The following is an 18,980-nucleotide window of genomic DNA, read 5'->3' on the forward strand; positions in this document are numbered from 1 at the left end:
CTGGGGGCCGGACGGAACTCTTCAGTTGGAGATATGGGCGCGCCGGTGCGTCGATTGCACAATACGTGGCGGAGGCCCGGAACGGCCAGTTTCTAGGATGGGGGGCTGCCCCGAGCGAGCCCCGTTTCATGAGCCCTGCCGCCAGCACCGAAGCCAACCTCCGGGTGAGCACCTCCCCGCGCCCCGGAAGCCGTCTGGCGGGGGAGGTCGCCGTGCCTGCGGGGCGCAGCCAGAAGAGCTACGAGGCCGCCCTCGAGAAGCTGAGCCGCAGCGTCAAGCTGCCCGGCTTCCGCAAGGGACGGGTGCCCCGGCCGGTGCTCCTGCAGCAGATCGGCCCGCTGCGGATCCGCGCCACCGCCCTCGAGGACCTGGTCGATGCGGTCGTGCGGGAGGCGATGCAGCAGGAGGCCATCGAGGCCATCGGCCGGCCCGAACTCAGCGAAGCCTTCGAGCAGGTCCTGGAACGCTTCACGCCCGGGGAGGAGCTCACCATCACCCTGGAGATGGACGTGGAGCCCACCCCCACCCTGCGCAGCACCAAAGGCTTCAAGGCCGAGGCGGAGCCCGTCCCCTTCGACCCGGCCCGGGTGGACGAACTGATCGAGCAGTCGCGCCGCCAGCTGGCCACCCTGGTGCCGGTGGAGGACCGGCCCGCCGCCGAAGGTGACGTGGCCCAGATCGCCTTCCGCGGCACCTTCGTCGACACCGGCGAGGCCATCGAGGGCGGCAGCAGCGAAGGGATGGAGGTGGAGCTGGAGGAGGGCCGCATGATCCCCGGCTTCGTCGCCGGCATCCTCGGCATGGCCGTCGGCGACAGCCGCGACGTCTCCTGCCGCTTCCCCGACAGCTACCCCCAGGAGACGGCGGCGGGCCGGGAGGCCCTCTTCGCCATCACCCTGCTGGACCTGAAGACCCGGGAACTGCCGGCCCTCGACGACGCCTTCGCCCAGCAGGCCAGCGACAAGCCGACCCTCGCCGAGCTCCGCGCCGACCTGGAGAAGCGCCTGCGGGAGGACGCCGAGCGCCGCCATCGCGCCAACCGCCATGAGGCCCTGCTGGCGGTCCTGGTGGAGGAGCTGGAGGTGGAGCTGCCCGAGACCCTGATCCAGCAGGAGGTGCGCAACCTGATCGAGCAGACCGCCGGTCAGATCTCCCAGCAGGGCATGGACGTCAAGAAGCTGTTCACCCCCGATCTGGTGCGCAGCCTCATGGACACCTCCCGGCCCGAGGCCGAGCAGCGGCTGCGGCGCAGCCTGGCGCTCAAGGCCCTGGCCGCGGCCGAGAAGATCGAGGTGGCCGCCGCCGACCTGGAGGCCAGGCTGGTCGAGATCCGCCAGGGCCTGAGCGACAGTGCCGCCATCGACCCGGAGCGGCTGCGGCTGGCGGTGGCCGAGGACCTGCTGAAGGAGAAGCTGCTGGAGTGGCTCGAGGCCAACAGCACCATCACCGACAAGGCCCCGGCCGCGGACGGGCCCGAGGAGGCGGCGCCGGCCACCGGCGAAGAGCCGCCGAAGCCGGCCAGGGCCGCCAAGGCGAAGAAGGCCGCCACGGGAGCCGAGGCCCGGGAGGACGGCACCCAGCCATAGATTGAGCCCACTCCCCCGTCCGCCAGCGAAACCGCGTGATCGACGCCCGACCGCCCCTGATCCCCGACTGGCTGCCCGCCGCCCTGGCGGGCCCGTCGGGGGCGCTGCCCCACCCCGTGACCAACCTCTGGCAGGGGCCGATGCCCTGGAACGGGATGGTCACTCCGGGCCCCACCGCCGCTCCGGGGGTGCTGCCCACGGTGGTGGAGCAGTCCGGCCGCGGCGACCGGGCCTTCGACATCTATTCCCGACTGCTGCGGGAGCGGATCATCTTCCTCGGCACCGGCATCGACGACCAGGTGGCCGACTCCCTGGTGGCCCAGCTGCTCTTCCTGGAGGCCGAGGACCCCGAGAAGGACATCCAGATCTACATCAACTCCCCGGGCGGCTCGGTGACATCCGGCCTGGCCATCTACGACACCATGCAGCAGGTGGCGCCGGACGTGGTCACGATCTGCTACGGACTGGCCGCCAGCATGGGGGCCTTCCTGCTCACCGGCGGGGCGCCCGGCAAGCGGATGGCCCTCCCCAATGCCCGGATCATGATCCACCAGCCCCTTGGGGGCGCCCAGGGCCAGGCGGTGGACATTGAGATCCAGGCCCGGGAGATCCTCTTTCTGAAGGACACCCTCAACGGCCTGATGGCGGAACACACCGGCCAGCCGCTGGACAAGATCGCTGAAGATACGGACAGGGACTACTTCCTTTCCCCGGCGGAGGCGGTTGAATACGGACTCATCGACCGGGTGGTCGATGACGCCCCAGCCCCCGTCGTCCCCTAGCGCCTCTGGCCAGGACGTCACCGATCACCGCTCCGAACTTCAGGAACGACTGACAAATCGACGGCTGGGGTCGATCCTGGAGGCAGGTCCATCCCGCCGCCATTCCCAGGGCGACCACCGCCGCTCCCGCCGCCTCCTTGCCGATGGCCAAGTTCGACGCCCATCTGAAGTGCTCCTTCTGCGGCAAGTCCCAGGAACAGGTGCGCAAGCTGATCGCCGGGCCTGGCGTCTACATCTGCGACGAGTGCATCGATCTCTGCAACGAGATCCTCGACGAGGAACTGGTCGAGCACCACGGCCATGGCCCACCGGGCCGGCCCATGGCCGATGGGGGCCGCAAGGCCCCAGCCAAGAAATCGACCAGGCCGGCCCCCACCCTGGCCACCATCCCCAGGCCCCAGGAGATCAAGAGCTTCCTCGACCAGCAGGTGGTGGGCCAGGAGGAGGCCAAGAAGGTGCTGGCCGTGGCCGTCTACAACCACTACAAGCGGCTGGCCTGGCAGGGGGACGGCAAGGGTGAGACGGACCAGACGGCCACCCGCCTGCACAAATCGAACATCCTGCTGATCGGCCCCACCGGCTGCGGCAAGACCCTCCTGGCCCAGTCCCTGGCGGAGATGCTGGATGTGCCCTTCGCGGTGGCCGATGCCACCACCCTCACCGAGGCGGGCTACGTGGGCGAGGACGTGGAGAACATCCTGCTGCGCCTGCTGCAGAAAGCGGATCTGGACGTCGAGCAGGCCCAGCGGGGCATCATCTACATCGACGAGATCGACAAGATCGCCCGCAAGAGCGAGAACCCCTCGATCACCCGTGACGTCTCCGGTGAGGGGGTGCAGCAGGCCCTGCTGAAGATGCTGGAGGGCACCGTCGCCAACGTGCCCCCCCAGGGCGGCCGCAAACACCCCTATCAGGACTGCATCCAGATCGACACCAGCCAGGTGCTGTTCATCTGCGGCGGCGCCTTCGTGGGACTGGAGGACCTGGTCCAGAAGCGGATGGGCCGCAACGCGATCGGCTTCCTGCCGGCCGATGGCCGCAGCCGGGTGCGCGCCGGCAAGGAGAAGCACTCCAGCGAAGTGATGCGCCACCTCGAACCGGAGGATCTGGTGCGCTACGGCCTGATTCCCGAGTTCATCGGCCGGTTGCCGGTGAGCGCGGTGCTGGAGCCCCTCGACACCAGCGCCCTGGAGGCGATCCTCACCGAACCGCGGGACGCCCTGGTGAAGCAGTTCCAGACGCTGCTGAGCATGGACAACGTGCGGCTCGAGTTCGAGCCGGGGGCCGTCGAGGCCATCGCCGCCGAAGCCCACCGCCGCAAGACCGGCGCCCGGGCCCTGCGGGGCATCGTCGAGGAGCTGATGCTCGACGTCATGTACGACCTGCCCTCCCGCCGCGATGTCCAGACCTTCACCATCACCCGGGAGCTGGTGGAGCAGCGCAGCAAGGCCAAGGTGCTGCCGATCAGTGCCGCCGCCGACCTTGACGGCCACCGGGGGGAACAGGCCACGGCCTGAGCCGCGGCTGTGCTCGATCAGGCGGTCTACCTCGTCACGGTGCCCGAAGGGTCGCAGGTCTACGCCGATATGGCGCTGGTCTCGATCCTGTCGCTGCAGATCACCAATCCCTCCCTGCCCGTCCGGCTGCTCTGCGACAGCGAGAGCGCACGACGGCTCCAGGAGAGCGGCCATCGTCTGCCGGGACTCTGCGACAGCGTCGAGGCGGTGGAGACGCCGCCGGGGTCACTGGTCTACCGCCATCGCTGGATCAAGACCCAGCTGCCCCGCTTCCTGCGTGGGGGCGGCATCCATCTCGACGCCGACACCCTGGTCCGGGGCTCCCTCACGGCCCTTCCCCCAGGCGACTGGGACTTCGCTGCCGTTCCTGACTACAACCGCTGGGACATGGGCGAGCACCTGCGGACCCTTCCCCATGTCATCCAGGCCCAGGAGCTGGGCTGGCCGCTGGACCTGACGCGCTACTTCAACTCCGGCGTCTTCTGCTGGGAGGACACCCCCGCCGTCCATGCCTTCTTTGCCGAATGGCACCGGCTCTGGCACGAGGGCGTGGAGGCCGCGGAGCTGCTGAAGGATCAGCCCTCCTTCAATGCCACCCTGCAGCGCGGCCTGGTGACGAGCGCCACGCTGCCGCATGCCTTCAACACCATGGTGCTGCCGGCCTGGGAGCTCTCCCCGGAGGCCGTGGTCTGGCACTTCTGGTCGGCGGGAGGCTGGAGCGATCACTCCTTCGCCCAGCTGGTGGATCGGGCGAAGCACCTGAGCACGCAGCGGCTGACGGCAACGGTGCGACGGGCGATCCGGTTCTCGCGGCCCTGGCGGAACTCCGGCCGCGGTCTGGCCCGCCTGCTCGACTGGCGCGGCCACCGCTACGGCGGTTACCGGACGGTGGAGCGGCTCTGGCTCTCCGGGCAGCGGCGGGCCAGCCTTCTCCACCTCCTGAAACGCGTCCAGGGAGTCGTCCAGCGCGGCGGCCCACCCGGGCGAGCGGCTATCCCCACTCCCGGAGGGAAACCCCGGCCGCACCGGTGACGCGATGCTGATCCCATTCCCCTTGCTCCGCCCCACGCCTTGGCCGCCGCCGACCACCTGCAGGCCCCCCGCCAGCACGGCCTGTTCCTGCACCACGGCATCGACCTGGGGGACGGCACCGTGGCCCACTACCTGGAGGGTCGGGAAATCCTGCGCAGCCCCCTGCAGGAGTTCAGCCGCGGGGAGCCCGTCAGCGCCGTGACCTATCCGGAGGGGGCCTGCTCGCCGGTGGGGGTGACCCTGCGGCGGGCCATGGGCCGCATCGGGGAGCAGCGGTACAACCTGCTGTTCAACAACTGCGAGCATTTCGCCCACTGGTGCAAGACCGGTCGGCATCGCAGCGCCCAGGTGGAGGACTGGCTGCACACCGGCAGCCTCGGCGCCCTGGCCCTGGGCCAGTTCGTGCCGGCGGCCCTGCTCACCGGGGCGCGGGTGCTGCTGCGCCAGGGCCAGTCCCTCGCCGAGACCCTGGCCAGCGGCCTCGATCCCGAGCAGCTGGCCCGGGGTCGGGAGCTGGCCCGCCGCAGCCTGGAGCAGCTCGATGGCCTGCGGCAGCGACTGCAGGAGCGCCTGGAGGAGGAGCTCGCCCGGGCCGAACGGCGCTGGGGCGAAGGGGATCGGGATGGCAGCCTCGCCACCGGCAGCGACCCCTACGAGCGGCTGCGCCTGGCGGGGCAGAACCTGGCCGACCAGCTGGCGGCGGTGGAGGAGATGGAGGACCGGCTGCAGCGCCTGCTGGAGCCGGGGGGGCCCGCCGAGGGCCCGGCTCAGTCGTAACCCAGCGTCGCGAAATCCACCGCCCACAGCTGCCTCACCCGCGCCTCGGCCTCCGGCTCGAAGGCCTCGCCGGGCGGCAGGTGATCGGTGGCGTTCAGGTGCGGCAGGGTCAGCTGGCAGCCGAGCCGGCGGCTGACGCTCTCGAAGTCAGCGGCGAGGGTTTCGAAGCGGCCGATGAAGTCCACGATCACCTCGCCGTCGGGACTGCAGACGTAGGAGGTCTGGAGCAGGGTCGGGGCCATCGGCAGTCCCCGATAGCGGTGCAGCTGGCCGTGGAGAAGGTTGACGTCCTCCAGCGTGAAGCGTCTCCGGGCCACGGGCGGAGGCGGCTGGGCCGGGAGCGGGGTCGCCGGGCGATCGACCCGCCGGCCCGCCAGGCGCCGCAGCACCGACCGGGCCCTCCCGGGGGGCTCCACCGCCGGGGGCGAACCGCGGCGCGGCGCCAGGTTGTAGGCGAACTGGGAGGTGAACCAGTCGAGGGGATGGCGCACGAAGACGAACTTGAAGCAGGACTCCCAGACAGGACCGGGCAGCAGGGCGCGCAGAACCGCCGGCGGCATGTGCTTGTTGGCCCAGAGACCCGGCAGACCGGTGTTGAGTCCGTCCACATCACCGTAGGGGCCCAACTGATTCTCGATGGATGTTGTTCCGGTCTTGCCGTTGGAGATGAAGATGAACTTCTTTTCCAGGGAAATGATCGCCACCGGGAAAGACTCTGTCGGCCAAATGTCCTCGCCACCCTACAGGATCGACCCGGTTCCTTCGGTCTTTCTGTCGGCGGCCATGGCAACGCCCCCGCCACAGAACGGCGGCCGCCGAAGTGAGAACATCAGCATGGATGCGGCCCGATTGCGCATGCGATGTAGGATCAACCCAGAACCATCCTTTGGGATGCGTGAAGAATCTCATCATCACCTCTTCCTTCGGTTATCACCCTGTCCAGCTGATCCCGTTTCTGGAGTCGGCACAGCGGTCCTGCAAGGAAGCCGAGGTGACGATCATCACCTCGCCGTCCGATGCGGTGCGCTACGCCATCCTCAGCGAGCGCTATCCCAACCTCCGGTTCTTCCAGATCCCCGAAAGGAAGCGATCACGCCGGCCGGGAGAGAACGGAACGGCCAGCCAGCTCCGGCAACGCCTGAAGAAGGCCAAGCTCATCGCCCTGCTGCTGCTGAAGAGCAAGCTGGGCCTGCGGCCGATCATCCGCCACGACCGGCCGTCCGTTCTCGGCCTCAGCCTGCTCAACGTCCATGTCTGCCTGCGCCGTTACTTCGCCGCCCGGGACCTGCTGGCTGAGCGCGACGACGGGGACATCGGCTCCGTCCTGCTGGCCGATGTGCGTGATGTGATCTTTCAATCCGACCCGTTTGCCCATGTGGGTTCCGGTCGCTACACGGGAGACGAGATCCTCAGGGTCAGGGACTGCCACTCCAACGCGGTCTGGATCAGGGCGGCCTACGGCGAGGAGATCTTCCGGCAGCTCGCCGACAGGGTCTCGGTCTGCTCGGGGGTTTCGATCGGCACCATCGGGTCGATGCGGGAGTACCTCGACGCCTTCTGCCGGGAAACCATCCGGGTGATGCAGGACAAGTGCCTCGACACCCTGCCGGTCTGGGATCAGGCCTTTCACATCAAGATGCTTCTCCTCGACGGCTTCCCCTTCCAGACGGTGCCGTGGAACGGCTTCGTCGCCACCGTCGCCCAGGCGGGGGGGGAGCACCTGCGGGTGAATGGCGACGGGCTCGTGGAGGTGGATGGTCGGGTTCCGGCGATCCTGCATCAGTACGACCGCCATCCGCCGATCCAGGAGCACATCCACGCCACCTACCGCTGAGCGGCCCCGCCGATCCGCCCGCAGGCGGTCCGCCTTAGGCTCCCTGTCCGGTCAGGGCAGGGTGCATGGTCCAGGCCTACGAGCCCCTTCATCACAAGTACCGGCCCCAGCGCTTCGACCAGCTGGTGGGCCAGAAGGCGGTGGCCGACACCCTCAGCCAGGCCCTGCTGCAGAACCGGATCGCCCCCGCCTACCTGTTCAGCGGGCCCCGGGGCACGGGCAAGACCTCCAGCGCCCGGATCCTGGCCCGCTCGCTCAACTGTCTGGCCAGCCCGGGCCCGACCCCGGAGCCCTGCGGGCGCTGCCAGCTGTGCCTCGACATCGCCGCCGGCAACGCCCTGGATGTGATCGAGATCGACGCCGCCTCCAACACCGGCGTCGACAACATCCGGGAGTTGATCGAACGCTCCCGCTTCGCCCCGGTCCAGGCGCGCTGGAAGGTCTACGTGGTGGACGAGTGCCACATGCTCTCCACCGCGGCCTTCAACGCCCTGCTCAAGACCCTGGAGGAACCCCCGCCACGGGTGGTGTTCGTGCTGGCCACCACCGACCCCCAGCGGGTGCTGCCCACCATCCTGAGCCGCTGCCAGCGCTTCGATTTCCGCCGCATTCCCCTGGAGGCCCTGGTGGGTCATCTGGAGTGGATCGCCGCCGAGGAGTCCATCGGCATCACCCCGGAGGCCCTGCACCTGGTGGCCCAGCGCTCCCAGGGGGGTCTGCGGGACGCGGAGAGCCTGCTCGACCAGCTCAGCCTGCTGCCGGCGCCGATCGCCGCCGCCGCGGTGTGGGACCTGCTGGGGGCGGTGCCGGAGGTGGAACTGCTGCAGCTGGCCGAGGCCATGGCGCAGGCGGATCCCCTCCAGGTGGTGGAGGGCTGCCGGGAACTGCTCGACCGGGGGCGGGAACCGGCCGCCGTGCTCCAGGGGCTGGTGAGCCTGCTGCGGGATCTGCTGCTGGCGGGGGTGGCCCCCGACCGGCTGGAGCTCACCAGCGTGACGCCCGAGCTGCGGCCGCGGCTGCCGGAGGTGGCGCGCCGGATCGGCAAGGCCCGCCTGCTGCGATGGCAGTCCCAGCTGAAAGGCAGCGAACAGCAGCTGCGCCACAGCGTCCAGCCGCGGCTGTGGCTGGAGGTGCTGCTGCTGGGCCTGCTCGCCGAACCGGCCGCCGTGGCCGCCGCACCCGCCGCCGCCCCGCAGGCCGCGCACCAGACCGGAGCCGAAAGCCCGCGGGTCGCCCGCAGCCCGGAGCCCGTGCCGGCCACCCCGGCATCACCACCGCCGGCACCCCCGGATCCGACCCCGGCCATGGCCCCGGCGACCGCCCCGGAGGGACCGGGCCCCGCCGGCGAGGATCTGGCCGAACTGTGGCAGCAGATCCTCGCCGGGCTGGAACTGCCCTCCACCCGGATGCTGCTCTCCCAGCAGGCCCAGCTGCTGCGGCTGGATGAGCGGCGGGCGGTGGTGCGGGTGGCCGGAACCTGGATGGCCATGGTTCAGAGCCGCCTGCCCCTGCTGGAGAAGGCGGTGGCCAGCGCCCTGGGGAGCCCGCGCCAGCTGACCCTGGAGGCGGGGAGCGACGCCCCCGGCGCCCGGCCGACCAGCCCCCAGGCTCCACCGGCCTCGGCCCGCCCCCCCGTGGCCTCCCCCACCCGGCCCGCCACAGCCGCAGCCACCAGCAACGCCACCACCACCACCGCCAGCGTTGCTCCGGCCACCGCCGCTCCGGCCGCAGCCAGGCCCTCCACCCCCGGCCCCCCGGCGGCCGATCACCGGCCCGCTCCCCCGGCGACGCCGCCCCCGGCGGCCAGGGAACAGCCCGACGAACCCAGGGCCGTGCCGGCGGCCATCGATGCCCAGGCCACGCGCCTGGCCGAGTTCTTCAATGGGGAGGTGATCAGCGGCCTCAACGGCGATGCCGAACTGATCTGATCGCGAACGGCCGCACCGGCCCGGAGCCTCAGGGCCTCAGGGCCTCAGGGCGACGTCCGACCACCCCGCAGCCGCCGGGGGACATGGCCGGCCCAGCGCGCCAGCTTGCCGGTGAGCAGCAGCAGACGCACGACCGGGTTGATGGTGATCGGCGGGTTGCCGTAGACGTGGCCGGCCGGATCCCAGAGATACTCGACGATCATCAGTCGAATCGTCTCGCAGAGAGACAGAAACACCCTGGCCGCCAGCACGGGATGCTCCAGTCGGGCCAGCAGGGCCAGCTTGAACTCCAGCAGGGCGAACAGGCGACGCAGCTTGTGCCTGACAAAAGCGGTGGTCTTGGAATCGGGATGGACGCGGTAGCCGGTGAGGGGCTGGTCCAGATACAGAAAGCGGCCCCGCTGGGCCAGCAGAGCCCAGCACAGCCAGTCGCCGAAACCCAGCACCAGATTCGTCGCCCAGGAAATCGATCGCAGGGCCTCCGCCCTGACGAGAACCGAGGAATTGCAGATCCTGTTCCTGATCAGATACTCGGAGAGATGGGAGAAGCGATAGGGACCCTCCGGATTGTTGTTGAAGTGGGACTGGAAGTAGCTGGACCGGCTCGTGTCCCCCACCACCTCCACCGCCGTATGGCAGAGCACGACATCGGGGTGCTGGCCCAGGGCCTGCAGCTGACGCTCCAGCTTCCCGGGCCGGAACAGGTCGTCGGCATCGAGCACCGCGATGAACTGGCCCGACGCCCTGCCCAGCGCCAGGGCCCGGGCGATCGTCTCGCCCCGGTTCTCACGACCCGGGTGACACAGAACCACCAGCTCCGGAAACGTGCTGGCCTGAAGCTGCTCCAGCAGCTCCCAGGAACCGTCCGTCGAGCCGTCATCGACGACGATCACCTCCAGGGGTCGGTGCGCCTGCGCATAGACGGAGGCAATGGTGTCCTGGATGTAGCGAATCGCGTTGTAACTGGGGATGATCACGGACACCAGCGGTGCCGGTGACGGTGGGGCTGGACCCTCCTGCCGCTCGCGGTGCCACCGACCGCTGCTCACGGCGACCCGCCCGGCCAGCGGGCTGCCGGGCCCTCAGACATGGCTGGCTTCCGAGGCGAGTTCCGGATCGGAATCCGCCGCCCCCTCGCCGGGGTCGGCCGGGGCCAGCGGATCGCCATGGTCCTGGCCCAGATGCAGGGTCTTGACCCAGACCAGCTTCTTGGGCAGCAGGGCCATCTTCAGGGTCACCCAGGGGATCACCAGGAACCAGTGGACCAGGTAGAGGATGCCGAGACCGGCACTGAGGGGGTTGATCGCCGGCAGGGGGGGACCCTCCGACGGCCGGCGGCACCCCGTGGCGATCGCCATGCCCGAGAGGGCCAGGGCCACGATCGAGAACGGCCACATGGTGGGGGCCGTGCGGGTGAGCAGGGTGCCGATCAGATCGGCGCTGGCCACCACCGGCAGCACGTACTGCAGCAGGAAGAAGCAGGTGAGATCGAGTTTCTGGCTGAACCCGAGCCGGTCGGAGACCAGGCCGGGGCCGTAGTCGAAGAAGCGCTGCAGACCGCCCTCGGCCCAGCGCTGGCGCTGGCGCCAGAGGGCCGGCAGGGTCAGCACGGCCTCCTCCTGCACCGGCGGATCCCAGAGCACGCCGATCGGCAGGCCTTCGAGCAGCAGCCGGAAGCTCAGGTCGAGATCGTCCGTCACCGTGTCCTCGTTGAAGCCGCCGACCTTCAGCAGCGCCTCCCGTGACAGCAGCTGGCCGTTGCCCCGCAGTTCGGCCACGCCGCCGTTGGCCAGACGCCCCTCCTGGATCATGGCGTCGAAGGCCATCTCCATCGCCTGGGCGGTGGTGAGCAGGTTGGTCGGGGCATTGGCCACCGCCTTGCGCAGCTGCACCGCCGCCCAGCCCCCGGCCTCCGCCCAGGGAACGAGGCGCTCCAGCAGATCCGGCTGCAGATCGGCGTCGGCGTCGAGCACGAGCATCCAGCGGCCGCCCAGCTGCTGCAGCACCAGGTTCAGGGCCCCCGACTTGCCGCCGCCCGCATCCCTGGGCCGGCGCAGCACCCGCAGGAAGGGATGGCGACCCTGGAGATCGGCCAGCAGCTCGGGCGTGCGATCGTCGCTGCCGTCATCCACCACCCACAGGGTCAGCTGCCCCTGGGGCCAGCGCAGGGAGGCGATGCGCTCCACCAGCCGGGCGATCACCGCCTGCTCATCACGGGCGGCCACCACCACATCGACGGCCGGGCCGTCCGCCGTCGGGGCCGCCGCCGCGGGAGCCACGCTGGGGCTGCGGCGGAAGGCCTGCAGCAGAACGGTCCTGAGGCTGTAACCGCCGAGCAGGGTCGCCAGGGTGAGGGCCGGCACCAGGCTGCGGCCCGGTGGCAACCAGTGGGGGGCGATCCCCACCAGGCCGCAGAAGGCGAGGAACAGGGCCGCCTTGGCACGGCGGCGATCGCTGTCACTGCCGCCGGCAGCCATGGTGAACCTCATGCAGGCGGTGACTCTAGGGGGAATCGCCGCCGGCACCCAGGGGCTGCAGCGAGGTGCCCGGGTAGTAGTGCGCCAGGATCCGCCGGGCACTCCAGCCGCGACCGGCCAGATCGATCGCCCCCGCCTGGGAGAGCCCGGCCCCGTGGCCGAAGCCCCCGCCGGAGAGCTGCCAGACCCCCTCGCCGGCCGGCCGCAGGGTGAACAGGGTGCTGGGCAGGGTGCGCAGGGTGCGCCGGATCGCATCCAGCCGCAGCACCGTGCGGCCCGAGGTTCCCCGCACCTCCAGGGCCAGCACCCGGCCGCTGGGGCCCCGCGCCAGCACCTTCAGGGCGGTGGGACGCCCCACCGCCCGCCCCGGCCCGAGGGCGGCGGCAACCTGGTCCGCCGTGAGCCGCCGCTGCCAGCGGAAGACGGGATGGTCAGCCCCCCAGGCCGCCTGGCCGTCGCGCAGCAGCGTCGGCAGGGCCGTGGCGGCCAGGGGCACCGGGAACCGGGCCTGGAAGGGAGCAGGCCCGTCGGGGAAGGGGTTCAGGTACGGGACCGGCGGCCCGCTCCAGGCCTCCTGGTAGCCGGCACTGATGCCGCCGTTGCTGGCGTGGTAGACGGCGTGGATGGGTCCATCGGCGCCCATCAGCACGGCCAGCCGGGTGGCGGCGATGGCCCGGCGCACGGCGGCGCCGGCATCGCGCGGGTCGCTGTACACCTGGCACTGGGTGTCGGCGCAGAGGTGGTAGCCATCCGCCGCGAAGCGGTGCTGGTTGCGCACCGCCCAGGTGCGGGCCAGCACGGCCTGGGCCTCCAGGGCCGCCGCCGGCACCCCGGCCCCGATCTCATGGGGCACCACCCCCTCCAGGTAGCGCTCCAGGGGGACCTGCTCCACCAGGCTCCAGCCGCCGTGGGCGTCGCTCAGCAGCTGGAAGGGGCCGGCGTAGACCCCCTGGTTCCACAGCAGGCCGCCGGGGGCCTCGATCCGGATCGGCCCCGCCAGGGGCACCACCCCCTGGGCCCGGCGCAGCTCCAGGCCGACGCGCTCGCTGACCGTCCGTTCGTACGCCTGCAGCCGCAGCCCCTCGGGCAGCGCAGCGGGGTCGGGGGCCCCGGCCGGGGCCCACACCTCCCACTCGCGGGGCCGGGCGATCACGGCCGCCACACCCACCGAACGCCACAACCCGGCCGCCTGCTCGGCGCTCTCGAAGCTGGCGAACGGACCCAGCACCCGGCGCCGCAGCGCCACGGGCCCTGGCAGCGCCTGCCGGCGCCAGTGCAGCACCAGGGAGGGCGCCTGGAAGCGCTGGCCATTGGCGTCGATCAGGGTGAGCAGGCCCTCGTGGCTGCGCAGGCGCAGGGGCGCCGCGGCGGGGGCGTCTCCAGGCGCCGGACCCAGGCGGGCCGCCAGGGCCACCGCCAGCACCGGACGGGCCGCCGTGACCGGTTCCGGCCGGGCCACCGGCCAGTGCATCAGGCTGGTCTCCCCAGGGGAACGGGCGTCCGGAGGGGGTGGCGGCGTCAGGGCGGGCGGCCCCTGGTCGGCCCGGCAGCCGACCGGGAACAGGAGCGCCGCCGCCAGCAGCAGCCGGGGCAGGACGCGGGGACGCAGCGACATCGACGGGCAAGGGGGGGTTGGAGGAGGGTTCACCCGCGTCGTAGTGTGCTTGTTTGTGCTTGCGCCTACCGAGATGCCGAAGCTCAAGACCCGCAAAGCGGCCGCGAAGCGGTTCAAGGCCACCGGCACCGGCAAGTTCATGCGCCGGCGTGCCTTCCTCAACCACCTGCTCGATCACAAGAGCCCCAAGCGCAAGCGCTACCTGGGGACCATGGCGCTGGTTGACGATCGTGACCACGACAACGTGGCCCGGATGCTGCCCTACGCCGGCTGAGTCCGGTCGGACTCCCTTCGGAGCGTCCGCCTTCCCGTTTCTCCACCCCGTTTCCTACCCCAAGCTCACCTCCCATGGCCCGCGTCAAGAGGGGCAACGTCGCCCGCAAACGCCGCAACAAGATCCTTCGCCTCGCCCGCGGCTTCCAGGGGAGCAACGGCAGCCTGTTCCGCACCGCCAACCAGCGGGTCATGAAGGCCCTCTGCAATGCCTACCGCGACCGTCGCCGCCGCAAGCGTGACTTCCGCCGCCTCTGGATCGCCCGGATCAACGCCGCCGCCCGCATGAACGGCCTCAGCTACAGCAAGCTGATCGGCGGCCTCAAGCGGGCCGACGTGCGCCTGAACCGCAAGATGCTGGCCCAGCTGGCCGTCGCCGATCCCGCCAGCTTCACCGCCGTGGCCACCGCGGCAGGCCACTGACGCCGTCCCCCCAGCCCCGACCGTCCGGCCGGACACGATGACCGATCTGCTGCCCCAGGCCTACCTGCTCGGCCTGATCGCCCTGCTGGGCGTGGCCGCCATCGTGGTCGGCCGCCAGATCCTGCGGGTGCGGCGCGATGAGCTTGCGCTGGCCCGCCTCGGAGGCAACGACAAGGCCGCCGGCGGCCCCAGGGATGCCTCCACCCTCTATGAGCTCGCCTCGGTGCAGCTGCGCAAGCGCCTCTACAGCGAGGCCCAGGGCAACCTCAAGCAGGCCCTGAAGCTGGCCGACGCCGAGAAGGTGCCTGCCGAGGCGCGGGCCCTGATGGAGAACGCCCTCGGCTTCACCCTGGCGGCCCAGAACAACTACAGCGCCGCCGTGCGTCACTACCGGGCGGCCCTGCGGGCCAAGGCCGACTACCCGGTGGCCCTCAACAATCTGGCCTTCGCCCTCGAGAAGCAGTCGAAGGCCGACGAGGCCCGCAGCCTCTACGAGAAGGTGCTGGAGCTGGAGGCCACCAACAAGACGGCCCGCAAGCGGCTCGCGATCCTGGAACGGCGCAGTGGTCGTGAGGCGGGCGAGAAGGGCAAGGCCTCCTGATGCCCACCGGCCGGCCTGGCTGCCGGCCCCATGGCTTGGCTCACCAGAGGCCGCGCACCGGGGCCGGATCGGCGGCGGCGGGGGCCTGGGCAGTGCGCTCCGGCACCAGCTGCAGCCGGCCGCCGGGGGTGGTCAGACGGGGCGCGCGCCAGCCGCTCAGCGCCAGGCCCTGCACGCTCTGAAAGGCGCCACCGGGCTCCAGGGCGCCACCGAGGGGATCCCCCAGCAGCAGCAGGTCGAGCTGGTCGGACTTGGCGTTCAGGTTGCCCTGCACGGGGGATTCGACCCCGCCGACGGCCATCGCCCCCCGCAGATCCACCATCTGGCCGATCGGGGTGGCCCCGTCGATCCGCAGCTGGACGGGGACGGCGGGCCCGCCGCTGAAGGACTGGTAGCGGCCGCTCCAGCGGCGGGGCATCTGCTCGGCGATCAGCCGGGCCCGGGCGATGGGATCGAAGGTCTCCACTTCGCCGTTGGTGCCACCGTCCTGGCCGATCACCTGGGCCTCGGGGGCCGTGAAGGGCACGAATCCATCCGCCGGCAGAGGGCTGGAGGCAAGCACCGGGCTGGCGGCGACCAGCAGGGGCACGGCGGCCAGGGGCACCGGCATGGCGTGGGTCTCAGGGGCAGAAGGCAGACTAATCGGGATGCGCCCGTCCGCCGCAGGCCCCCGACCGTGACCGCCATCGCCCCCCTGACCTCCCGTGACGATCTGGTGATCGCCGGCCGCCACTTCCGCAGCCGCCTGATGACCGGCACCGGCAAGTACCCGAGCCTGGAGACGATGCAGGCCAGCCTGGAGGCCAGTGGCTGCGAGATCGTCACCGTGGCGGTGCGGCGGGTGCAGAGCGGCGCCCCAGGCCACGGCGGCCTGATGGAGGCAATCGACTGGAACCGCATCTGGATGCTGCCCAACACGGCCGGCTGCGCCACCGCCGAGGAGGCCGTGCGGGTGGCGCGGCTGGGCCGGGAGCTGGCGCGGCTGGCGGGCCAGGAGGACAACAATTTCGTCAAGCTGGAGGTGATCCCCGACTCCCGCCACCTGCTCCCGGATCCCTTCGGCACCCTCGAGGCGGCGGAGCAGCTGGTGAAGGAAGGCTTCGCCGTGCTGCCCTACATCAACGCCGATCCGCTGCTGGCCAAGCGGCTGGAGGAGGCCGGCTGCGCCACGGTGATGCCGCTGGGGTCGCCGATCGGTTCCGGCCAGGGCCTCCGCAACGCCGCCAACATCGCCCTGATCATCGAGAACGCCGGCGTGCCGGTGGTGGTGGATGCGGGGCTGGGGGTGCCCAGCGAGGCCGCCCAGGCCATGGAGATGGGCGCCGACGCCCTGCTGATCAACAGCGCCATCGCCCTGGCGGGGGATCCGCCGGCGATGGCACGGGCGATGGCCCTGGCCACCGAAGCCGGTCGCACCGCCCTGCTGGCGGGCCGGCTGCCGCAGCGGGCCGAGGCCCGGGCCAGTTCTCCCCTGGAGGGGCGTGTGACGAAGCATTGACGATCGGGCCGATCGCCGGCCCGCTCCATAGGGTTTGCCGCAAACCGATCCCCAGCCATGCAGGTCACCGAAGAAGACGGCGGCAAGCTCAACGCCTTCGCCAAGGAGCCCCGCATGGTGCTCCAGGAGGCGGGGGAGACCAGCGGCGCCAACCGCATGCTGCTGATCGGCGGCCTGGTGCTGGTGGCCGTGATGGTGGCGGTGGCGGCCGGCATCAGCTGAGGGCTGGGCCTCTGAGGCCTGTAGTAGCTTGCCCGTCTGAGCAACTGCTCGTTCAGGAGTCTGGGGTGAAGGTTCTCGTTCTCGGCGGCGACGGCTTCTGTGGTTGGCCCTGTGCCGTGAACCTGGCGGAAGCCGGACATGACGTCGTCATCGTCGACAACCTGAGTCGTCGCAAGATCGACATCGACCTGGGCGTCGAGTCCCTGACGCCCATCGCCACGATCCAGGACCGCCTGCGGGCCTGGGAGCAGGTGGGCGGCCGGGCCATGACCTTCGTGCACCTGGACATCGCCCGGGAGTACGACCGGCTGCTGGAACTGCTGCGCAGCGAGCGCCCGGCGGCGATCGTCCACTTCGCCGAGCAGCGGGCCGCCCCCTACTCGATGAAGAGCAGCGCCACCAAGCGCTACACCGTCGACAACAACGTCAACGGCACCCACAACCTGCTGGCGGCCATCGTCGACAGCGGCCTCGACGTCCACATCGTGCACCTGGGCACCATGGGCGTCTATGGCTACGGGTCCCACCGGGGCGCCACGATCCCGGAGGGCTACCTGACGGTGGAAGTGCCCCAGCCGGACGGCACCTGCTTCACCGAGAAGATCCTGCACCCCACGGATCCCGGCAGCGTCTACCACATGACCAAGACGCTGGATCAGCTGCTGTTCTTCTACTACAACAAGAACGACGCGATCCGGGTCACCGACCTGCACCAGGGGATCGTCTGGGGCACCAACACCGAGCTCACCCAGCGGGATCCCCGGCTCACCAATCGCTTCGACTACGACGGCGACTACGGCACCGTCCTCAACCGCTTCCTGATGCAGGCGGCGATCGGCTACCCCCTCACCGTCCACGGCACCGGCGGCCAGACCCGGGCCTTCATCCACATCCGCGATTCGGTGCGCTGTGTCCAGCTGGCGCTGGAGCACCCCCCCGAGCCGGGCGAGAAGGTGAAGATCTTCAACCAGATGACCGAGAGCCACCAGGTGGGCGAACTGGCCCGCAAGGTGGCGGCCCTCACCGGCGCCGAGATCAACTACCTCCCCAACCCCCGCAAGGAGGCGATCGAGAACGATCTGATCGTCGACAACCGCTGCTTCATCGAACTGGGCCTCAAGCCCACCACCCTCGATGACGGCCTGCTGGCCGAGGTGGTCGACGTGGCCCGCCGCTGGGCCGACCGTTGCGACCGCTCCAAGATCCCCTGCCTCTCCGCCTGGACCCAGCGCCAGGCCGAAGCGATCAAGGCCTTCGCCTGATCTCCCCCCTGTGAAGATCGCCTTTTTCACCGAAACCTTCCTGCCGAAGGTCGACGGCATCGTCACGCGGCTCACCAAGACGGTGCAGCAGCTGGTGCTGGCCGGCGACGAGGTGCTGATCTTCTGCCCCGAGGGCGCTCCCGATGGCTACATGGGGGCCCGGGTGGTGGGGGTGCCGGCCATGCCGCTGCCCCTGTATCCCGAGCTGAAGCTGGCCCTGCCGCGGCCGGCGGTCTCGGAGGCCCTCGACCGCTTCGGCCCCGATCTGGTGCACGTCGTCAATCCGGCCGTGCTGGGGCTGGGCGGCATCTGGCTGGCCCGCAGCCGCGGCCTGCCCCTGGTGGCCAGCTACCACACCCATCTGCCCAAATACCTGGAGCACTACGGCATGGGGATGCTGGAGCCCCTGCTGTGGGAACTGCTCAAGGCCGCCCACAACCAGGCCCAGCTCAACCTCTGCACCTCCACCGCCATGGTCGAGGAGCTGGCGGCCCGGGGCATCCAGCACACGGCCCTCTGGCAGCGGGGCGTCGACACCGACCTGTTCCGCCCCGAACTGGCCTCCGGCGCCATGCGTGAGCGGCTCCACGGCGGCCACGACGACACCGGCCATCTGCTCCTGTACATCGGCCGGCTCTCGGCGGAGAAGCAGATCGAACGCATCCGGCCGGTGCTGGAAGCCATGCCCCAGGCCCGGCTCGCCCTGGTGGGGGATGGTCCCCACCGTCAGCAGCTGGAGCGCCATTTCGACGGCACCGCCACCACCTTCGTGGGCTATCTGGCCGGCCAGGAGCTGGCCTCGGCCTACGCCAGCGGCGACGCCTTCCTGTTCCCCTCCAGCACCGAAACCCTCGGACTGGTGCTGCTGGAGGCGATGGCCGCCGGCTGCCCGGTGGTGGGGGCCAACCGGGGCGGCATCCCCGACATCGTCAGCGACGGCGTCAACGGCTGCCTCTACGACCCCGACCAGCCCGCCAGCCTGACCACGGCCGTGCAGCGGCTGCTGGGGGATCCGGCGGCCCGCCGCCAGCTGCGTCTGGCCGCCCGCGAGGAGGCCGAACGCTGGGGTTGGGCCGGTGCCACCGCCCAGCTGCAGGGCTACTACCACCAGGTGCTCCAGCAGGGCCGCTTGCCCCAGGCCGCCTGAGGGTCC

General features: G+C 70.8%; 19 protein-coding genes. 14 read left to right on the plus strand and 5 right to left on the minus strand.

The window, feature by feature from the left end; translation table 11 throughout:
- Positions 1-128: 128 nt before the first annotated feature.
- The 5 genes from tig to L107_RS08060 all read left to right on the plus strand — a co-directional run bounded on the left by tig (position 129) and on the right by L107_RS08060 (position 5,694).
- A complete protein-coding gene (tig, locus tag L107_RS08040) occupies positions 129-1,586 on the plus strand; it encodes a trigger factor (RefSeq protein WP_159817728.1) in 1,458 nt (485 codons plus the stop codon).
- Between the two features lie 140 nt (positions 1,587-1,726).
- Entirely contained in the window at positions 1,727-2,368 is a 642-nt protein-coding gene (clpP, locus tag L107_RS08045) for an ATP-dependent Clp endopeptidase proteolytic subunit ClpP (RefSeq protein ID WP_159818092.1), read from the plus strand.
- Positions 2,369-2,511: 143 nt separating this feature from the next.
- Complete coding sequence (gene clpX / locus L107_RS08050; RefSeq protein ID WP_159817730.1) at positions 2,512-3,885, plus strand: ATP-dependent protease ATP-binding subunit ClpX; 1,374 nt, start codon at positions 2,512-2,514, stop codon at positions 3,883-3,885.
- Positions 3,886-3,894: 9 nt separating this feature from the next.
- Complete coding sequence (locus tag L107_RS08055; RefSeq protein ID WP_159817732.1) at positions 3,895-4,917, plus strand: hypothetical protein; 1,023 nt, start codon at positions 3,895-3,897, stop codon at positions 4,915-4,917.
- A 39-nt stretch (positions 4,918-4,956) separates the two neighbouring features.
- On the plus strand, positions 4,957-5,694 hold the full coding sequence (locus tag L107_RS08060) for a lecithin retinol acyltransferase family protein (RefSeq protein ID WP_159817734.1): 738 nt from the start codon (positions 4,957-4,959) through the stop codon (positions 5,692-5,694).
- Here L107_RS08060 and L107_RS08065 read toward each other — a convergent pair.
- On the minus strand, positions 5,685-6,398 hold the full coding sequence (locus L107_RS08065) for a hypothetical protein (protein ID WP_159817736.1): 714 nt from the start codon (positions 6,396-6,398) through the stop codon (positions 5,685-5,687). The two genes, L107_RS08060 and L107_RS08065, sit on opposite strands and share 10 nt — an antisense overlap.
- Positions 6,399-6,589: 191 nt before the next feature.
- Between L107_RS08065 and L107_RS08070 the strand changes: the two genes are divergently transcribed.
- Positions 6,590-7,528, plus strand: a complete 939-nt coding sequence (locus tag L107_RS08070) for a hypothetical protein (RefSeq protein ID WP_159817738.1) — start codon at positions 6,590-6,592, stop codon at positions 7,526-7,528.
- A 65-nt stretch (positions 7,529-7,593) separates the two neighbouring features.
- A complete protein-coding gene (locus L107_RS08075) occupies positions 7,594-9,456 on the plus strand; it encodes a DNA polymerase III subunit gamma/tau (protein ID WP_159817740.1) in 1,863 nt (620 codons plus the stop codon).
- Positions 9,457-9,500: 44 nt separating this feature from the next.
- On the opposite strand, the gene L107_RS08080 is transcribed toward L107_RS08075, so the two are convergent.
- Genes L107_RS08080 through L107_RS08090 form a run of 3 tightly spaced genes read right to left on the minus strand, consistent with a single transcriptional unit; the run spans position 9,501 to position 13,548 of the window.
- Positions 9,501-10,505, minus strand: coding sequence for a glycosyltransferase family 2 protein (locus L107_RS08080; RefSeq protein ID WP_159817742.1), 1,005 nt, complete (start codon positions 10,503-10,505; stop codon positions 9,501-9,503).
- Positions 10,506-10,538: 33 nt separating this feature from the next.
- On the minus strand, positions 10,539-11,933 hold the full coding sequence (locus L107_RS08085) for a glycosyltransferase family 2 protein (RefSeq protein WP_236550578.1): 1,395 nt from the start codon (positions 11,931-11,933) through the stop codon (positions 10,539-10,541).
- A gap of 25 nt (positions 11,934-11,958) precedes the next feature.
- The gene (locus tag L107_RS08090; protein ID WP_159817744.1) at positions 11,959-13,548 is read right to left on the minus strand and encodes a SpoIID/LytB domain-containing protein; all 1,590 of its coding nucleotides are present in this window, start codon (positions 13,546-13,548) and stop codon (positions 11,959-11,961) included.
- Between the two features lie 73 nt (positions 13,549-13,621).
- On the opposite strand from L107_RS08090, the gene rpmI reads away from it, so the two are divergent.
- The 3 genes from rpmI (at position 13,622) to L107_RS08105 (ending at position 14,845) form a co-directional block, all read left to right on the plus strand.
- Positions 13,622-13,822 (plus strand): 50S ribosomal protein L35, encoded by a 201-nt coding sequence (rpmI, locus tag L107_RS08095; protein WP_159817746.1) that lies wholly within the window; start codon positions 13,622-13,624, stop codon positions 13,820-13,822.
- Between the two features lie 74 nt (positions 13,823-13,896).
- Positions 13,897-14,244, plus strand: coding sequence for a 50S ribosomal protein L20 (rplT, locus tag L107_RS08100; RefSeq protein WP_015109852.1), 348 nt, complete (start codon positions 13,897-13,899; stop codon positions 14,242-14,244).
- A gap of 37 nt (positions 14,245-14,281) precedes the next feature.
- Complete coding sequence (locus L107_RS08105) at positions 14,282-14,845, plus strand: tetratricopeptide repeat protein (protein WP_159817748.1); 564 nt, start codon at positions 14,282-14,284, stop codon at positions 14,843-14,845.
- Between the two features lie 40 nt (positions 14,846-14,885).
- Here L107_RS08105 and L107_RS08110 read toward each other — a convergent pair whose 3' ends face one another.
- Positions 14,886-15,455 carry a hypothetical protein gene (locus L107_RS08110; protein WP_159817750.1) on the minus strand — a complete coding sequence of 190 codons (570 nt, stop codon included), beginning with the start codon at positions 15,453-15,455 and terminating at the stop codon, positions 14,886-14,888.
- A 66-nt stretch (positions 15,456-15,521) separates the two neighbouring features.
- On the opposite strand from L107_RS08110, the gene L107_RS08115 reads away from it, so the two are divergent.
- From L107_RS08115 to L107_RS08130, 4 genes are all read left to right on the plus strand, one after another.
- A complete protein-coding gene (locus tag L107_RS08115) occupies positions 15,522-16,343 on the plus strand; it encodes a thiazole synthase (protein WP_370515442.1) in 822 nt (273 codons plus the stop codon).
- Between the two features lie 57 nt (positions 16,344-16,400).
- Positions 16,401-16,565 carry a photosystem II assembly protein Psb34 gene (gene psb34 / locus L107_RS08120; RefSeq protein ID WP_106222129.1) on the plus strand — a complete coding sequence of 55 codons (165 nt, stop codon included), beginning with the start codon at positions 16,401-16,403 and terminating at the stop codon, positions 16,563-16,565.
- 65 nt (positions 16,566-16,630) lie between these two features.
- A complete protein-coding gene (locus L107_RS08125) occupies positions 16,631-17,827 on the plus strand; it encodes an NAD-dependent epimerase/dehydratase family protein (RefSeq protein WP_106222131.1) in 1,197 nt (398 codons plus the stop codon).
- Between the two features lie 10 nt (positions 17,828-17,837).
- Positions 17,838-18,974 (plus strand): glycosyltransferase family 1 protein, encoded by a 1,137-nt coding sequence (locus L107_RS08130; RefSeq protein ID WP_159817752.1) that lies wholly within the window; start codon positions 17,838-17,840, stop codon positions 18,972-18,974.
- The last annotated feature ends 6 nt before the right edge of the window (positions 18,975-18,980 follow it).

Origin of the sequence: Cyanobium sp. Copco_Reservoir_LC18 (assembly GCF_009834675.1) — a bacterium.
Classification (GTDB): Bacteria; Cyanobacteriota; Cyanobacteriia; order PCC-6307; family Cyanobiaceae; genus Cyanobium; species Cyanobium minutissimum.

Bases quoted from the DNA above. Each gene is read 5' to 3' on its own strand.
- L107_RS08075 (WP_159817740.1), top strand. From the start codon at position 7,594: ATGGTCCAGGCCTACGAGCCCCTTCATCACAAGTACCGGCCCCAGCGC.
- L107_RS08110 (WP_159817750.1), bottom strand. From the start codon at position 15,455: ATGCCGGTGCCCCTGGCCGCCGTGCCCCTGCTGGTCGCCGCCAGCCCG.
- L107_RS08085 (WP_236550578.1), bottom strand. From the start codon at position 11,933: ATGGCTGCCGGCGGCAGTGACAGCGATCGCCGCCGTGCCAAGGCGGCC.
- psb34 (WP_106222129.1), top strand. From the start codon at position 16,401: ATGCAGGTCACCGAAGAAGACGGCGGCAAGCTCAACGCCTTCGCCAAG.
- rplT (WP_015109852.1), top strand. From the start codon at position 13,897: ATGGCCCGCGTCAAGAGGGGCAACGTCGCCCGCAAACGCCGCAACAAG.
- rpmI (WP_159817746.1), top strand. From the start codon at position 13,622: ATGCCGAAGCTCAAGACCCGCAAAGCGGCCGCGAAGCGGTTCAAGGCC.
- tig (WP_159817728.1), top strand. From the start codon at position 129: ATGAGCCCTGCCGCCAGCACCGAAGCCAACCTCCGGGTGAGCACCTCC.
- clpX (WP_159817730.1), top strand. From the start codon at position 2,512: ATGGCCAAGTTCGACGCCCATCTGAAGTGCTCCTTCTGCGGCAAGTCC.
- clpP (WP_159818092.1), top strand. From the start codon at position 1,727: ATGCCCTGGAACGGGATGGTCACTCCGGGCCCCACCGCCGCTCCGGGG.
- L107_RS08090 (WP_159817744.1), bottom strand. From the start codon at position 13,548: ATGTCGCTGCGTCCCCGCGTCCTGCCCCGGCTGCTGCTGGCGGCGGCG.
- L107_RS08105 (WP_159817748.1), top strand. From the start codon at position 14,282: ATGACCGATCTGCTGCCCCAGGCCTACCTGCTCGGCCTGATCGCCCTG.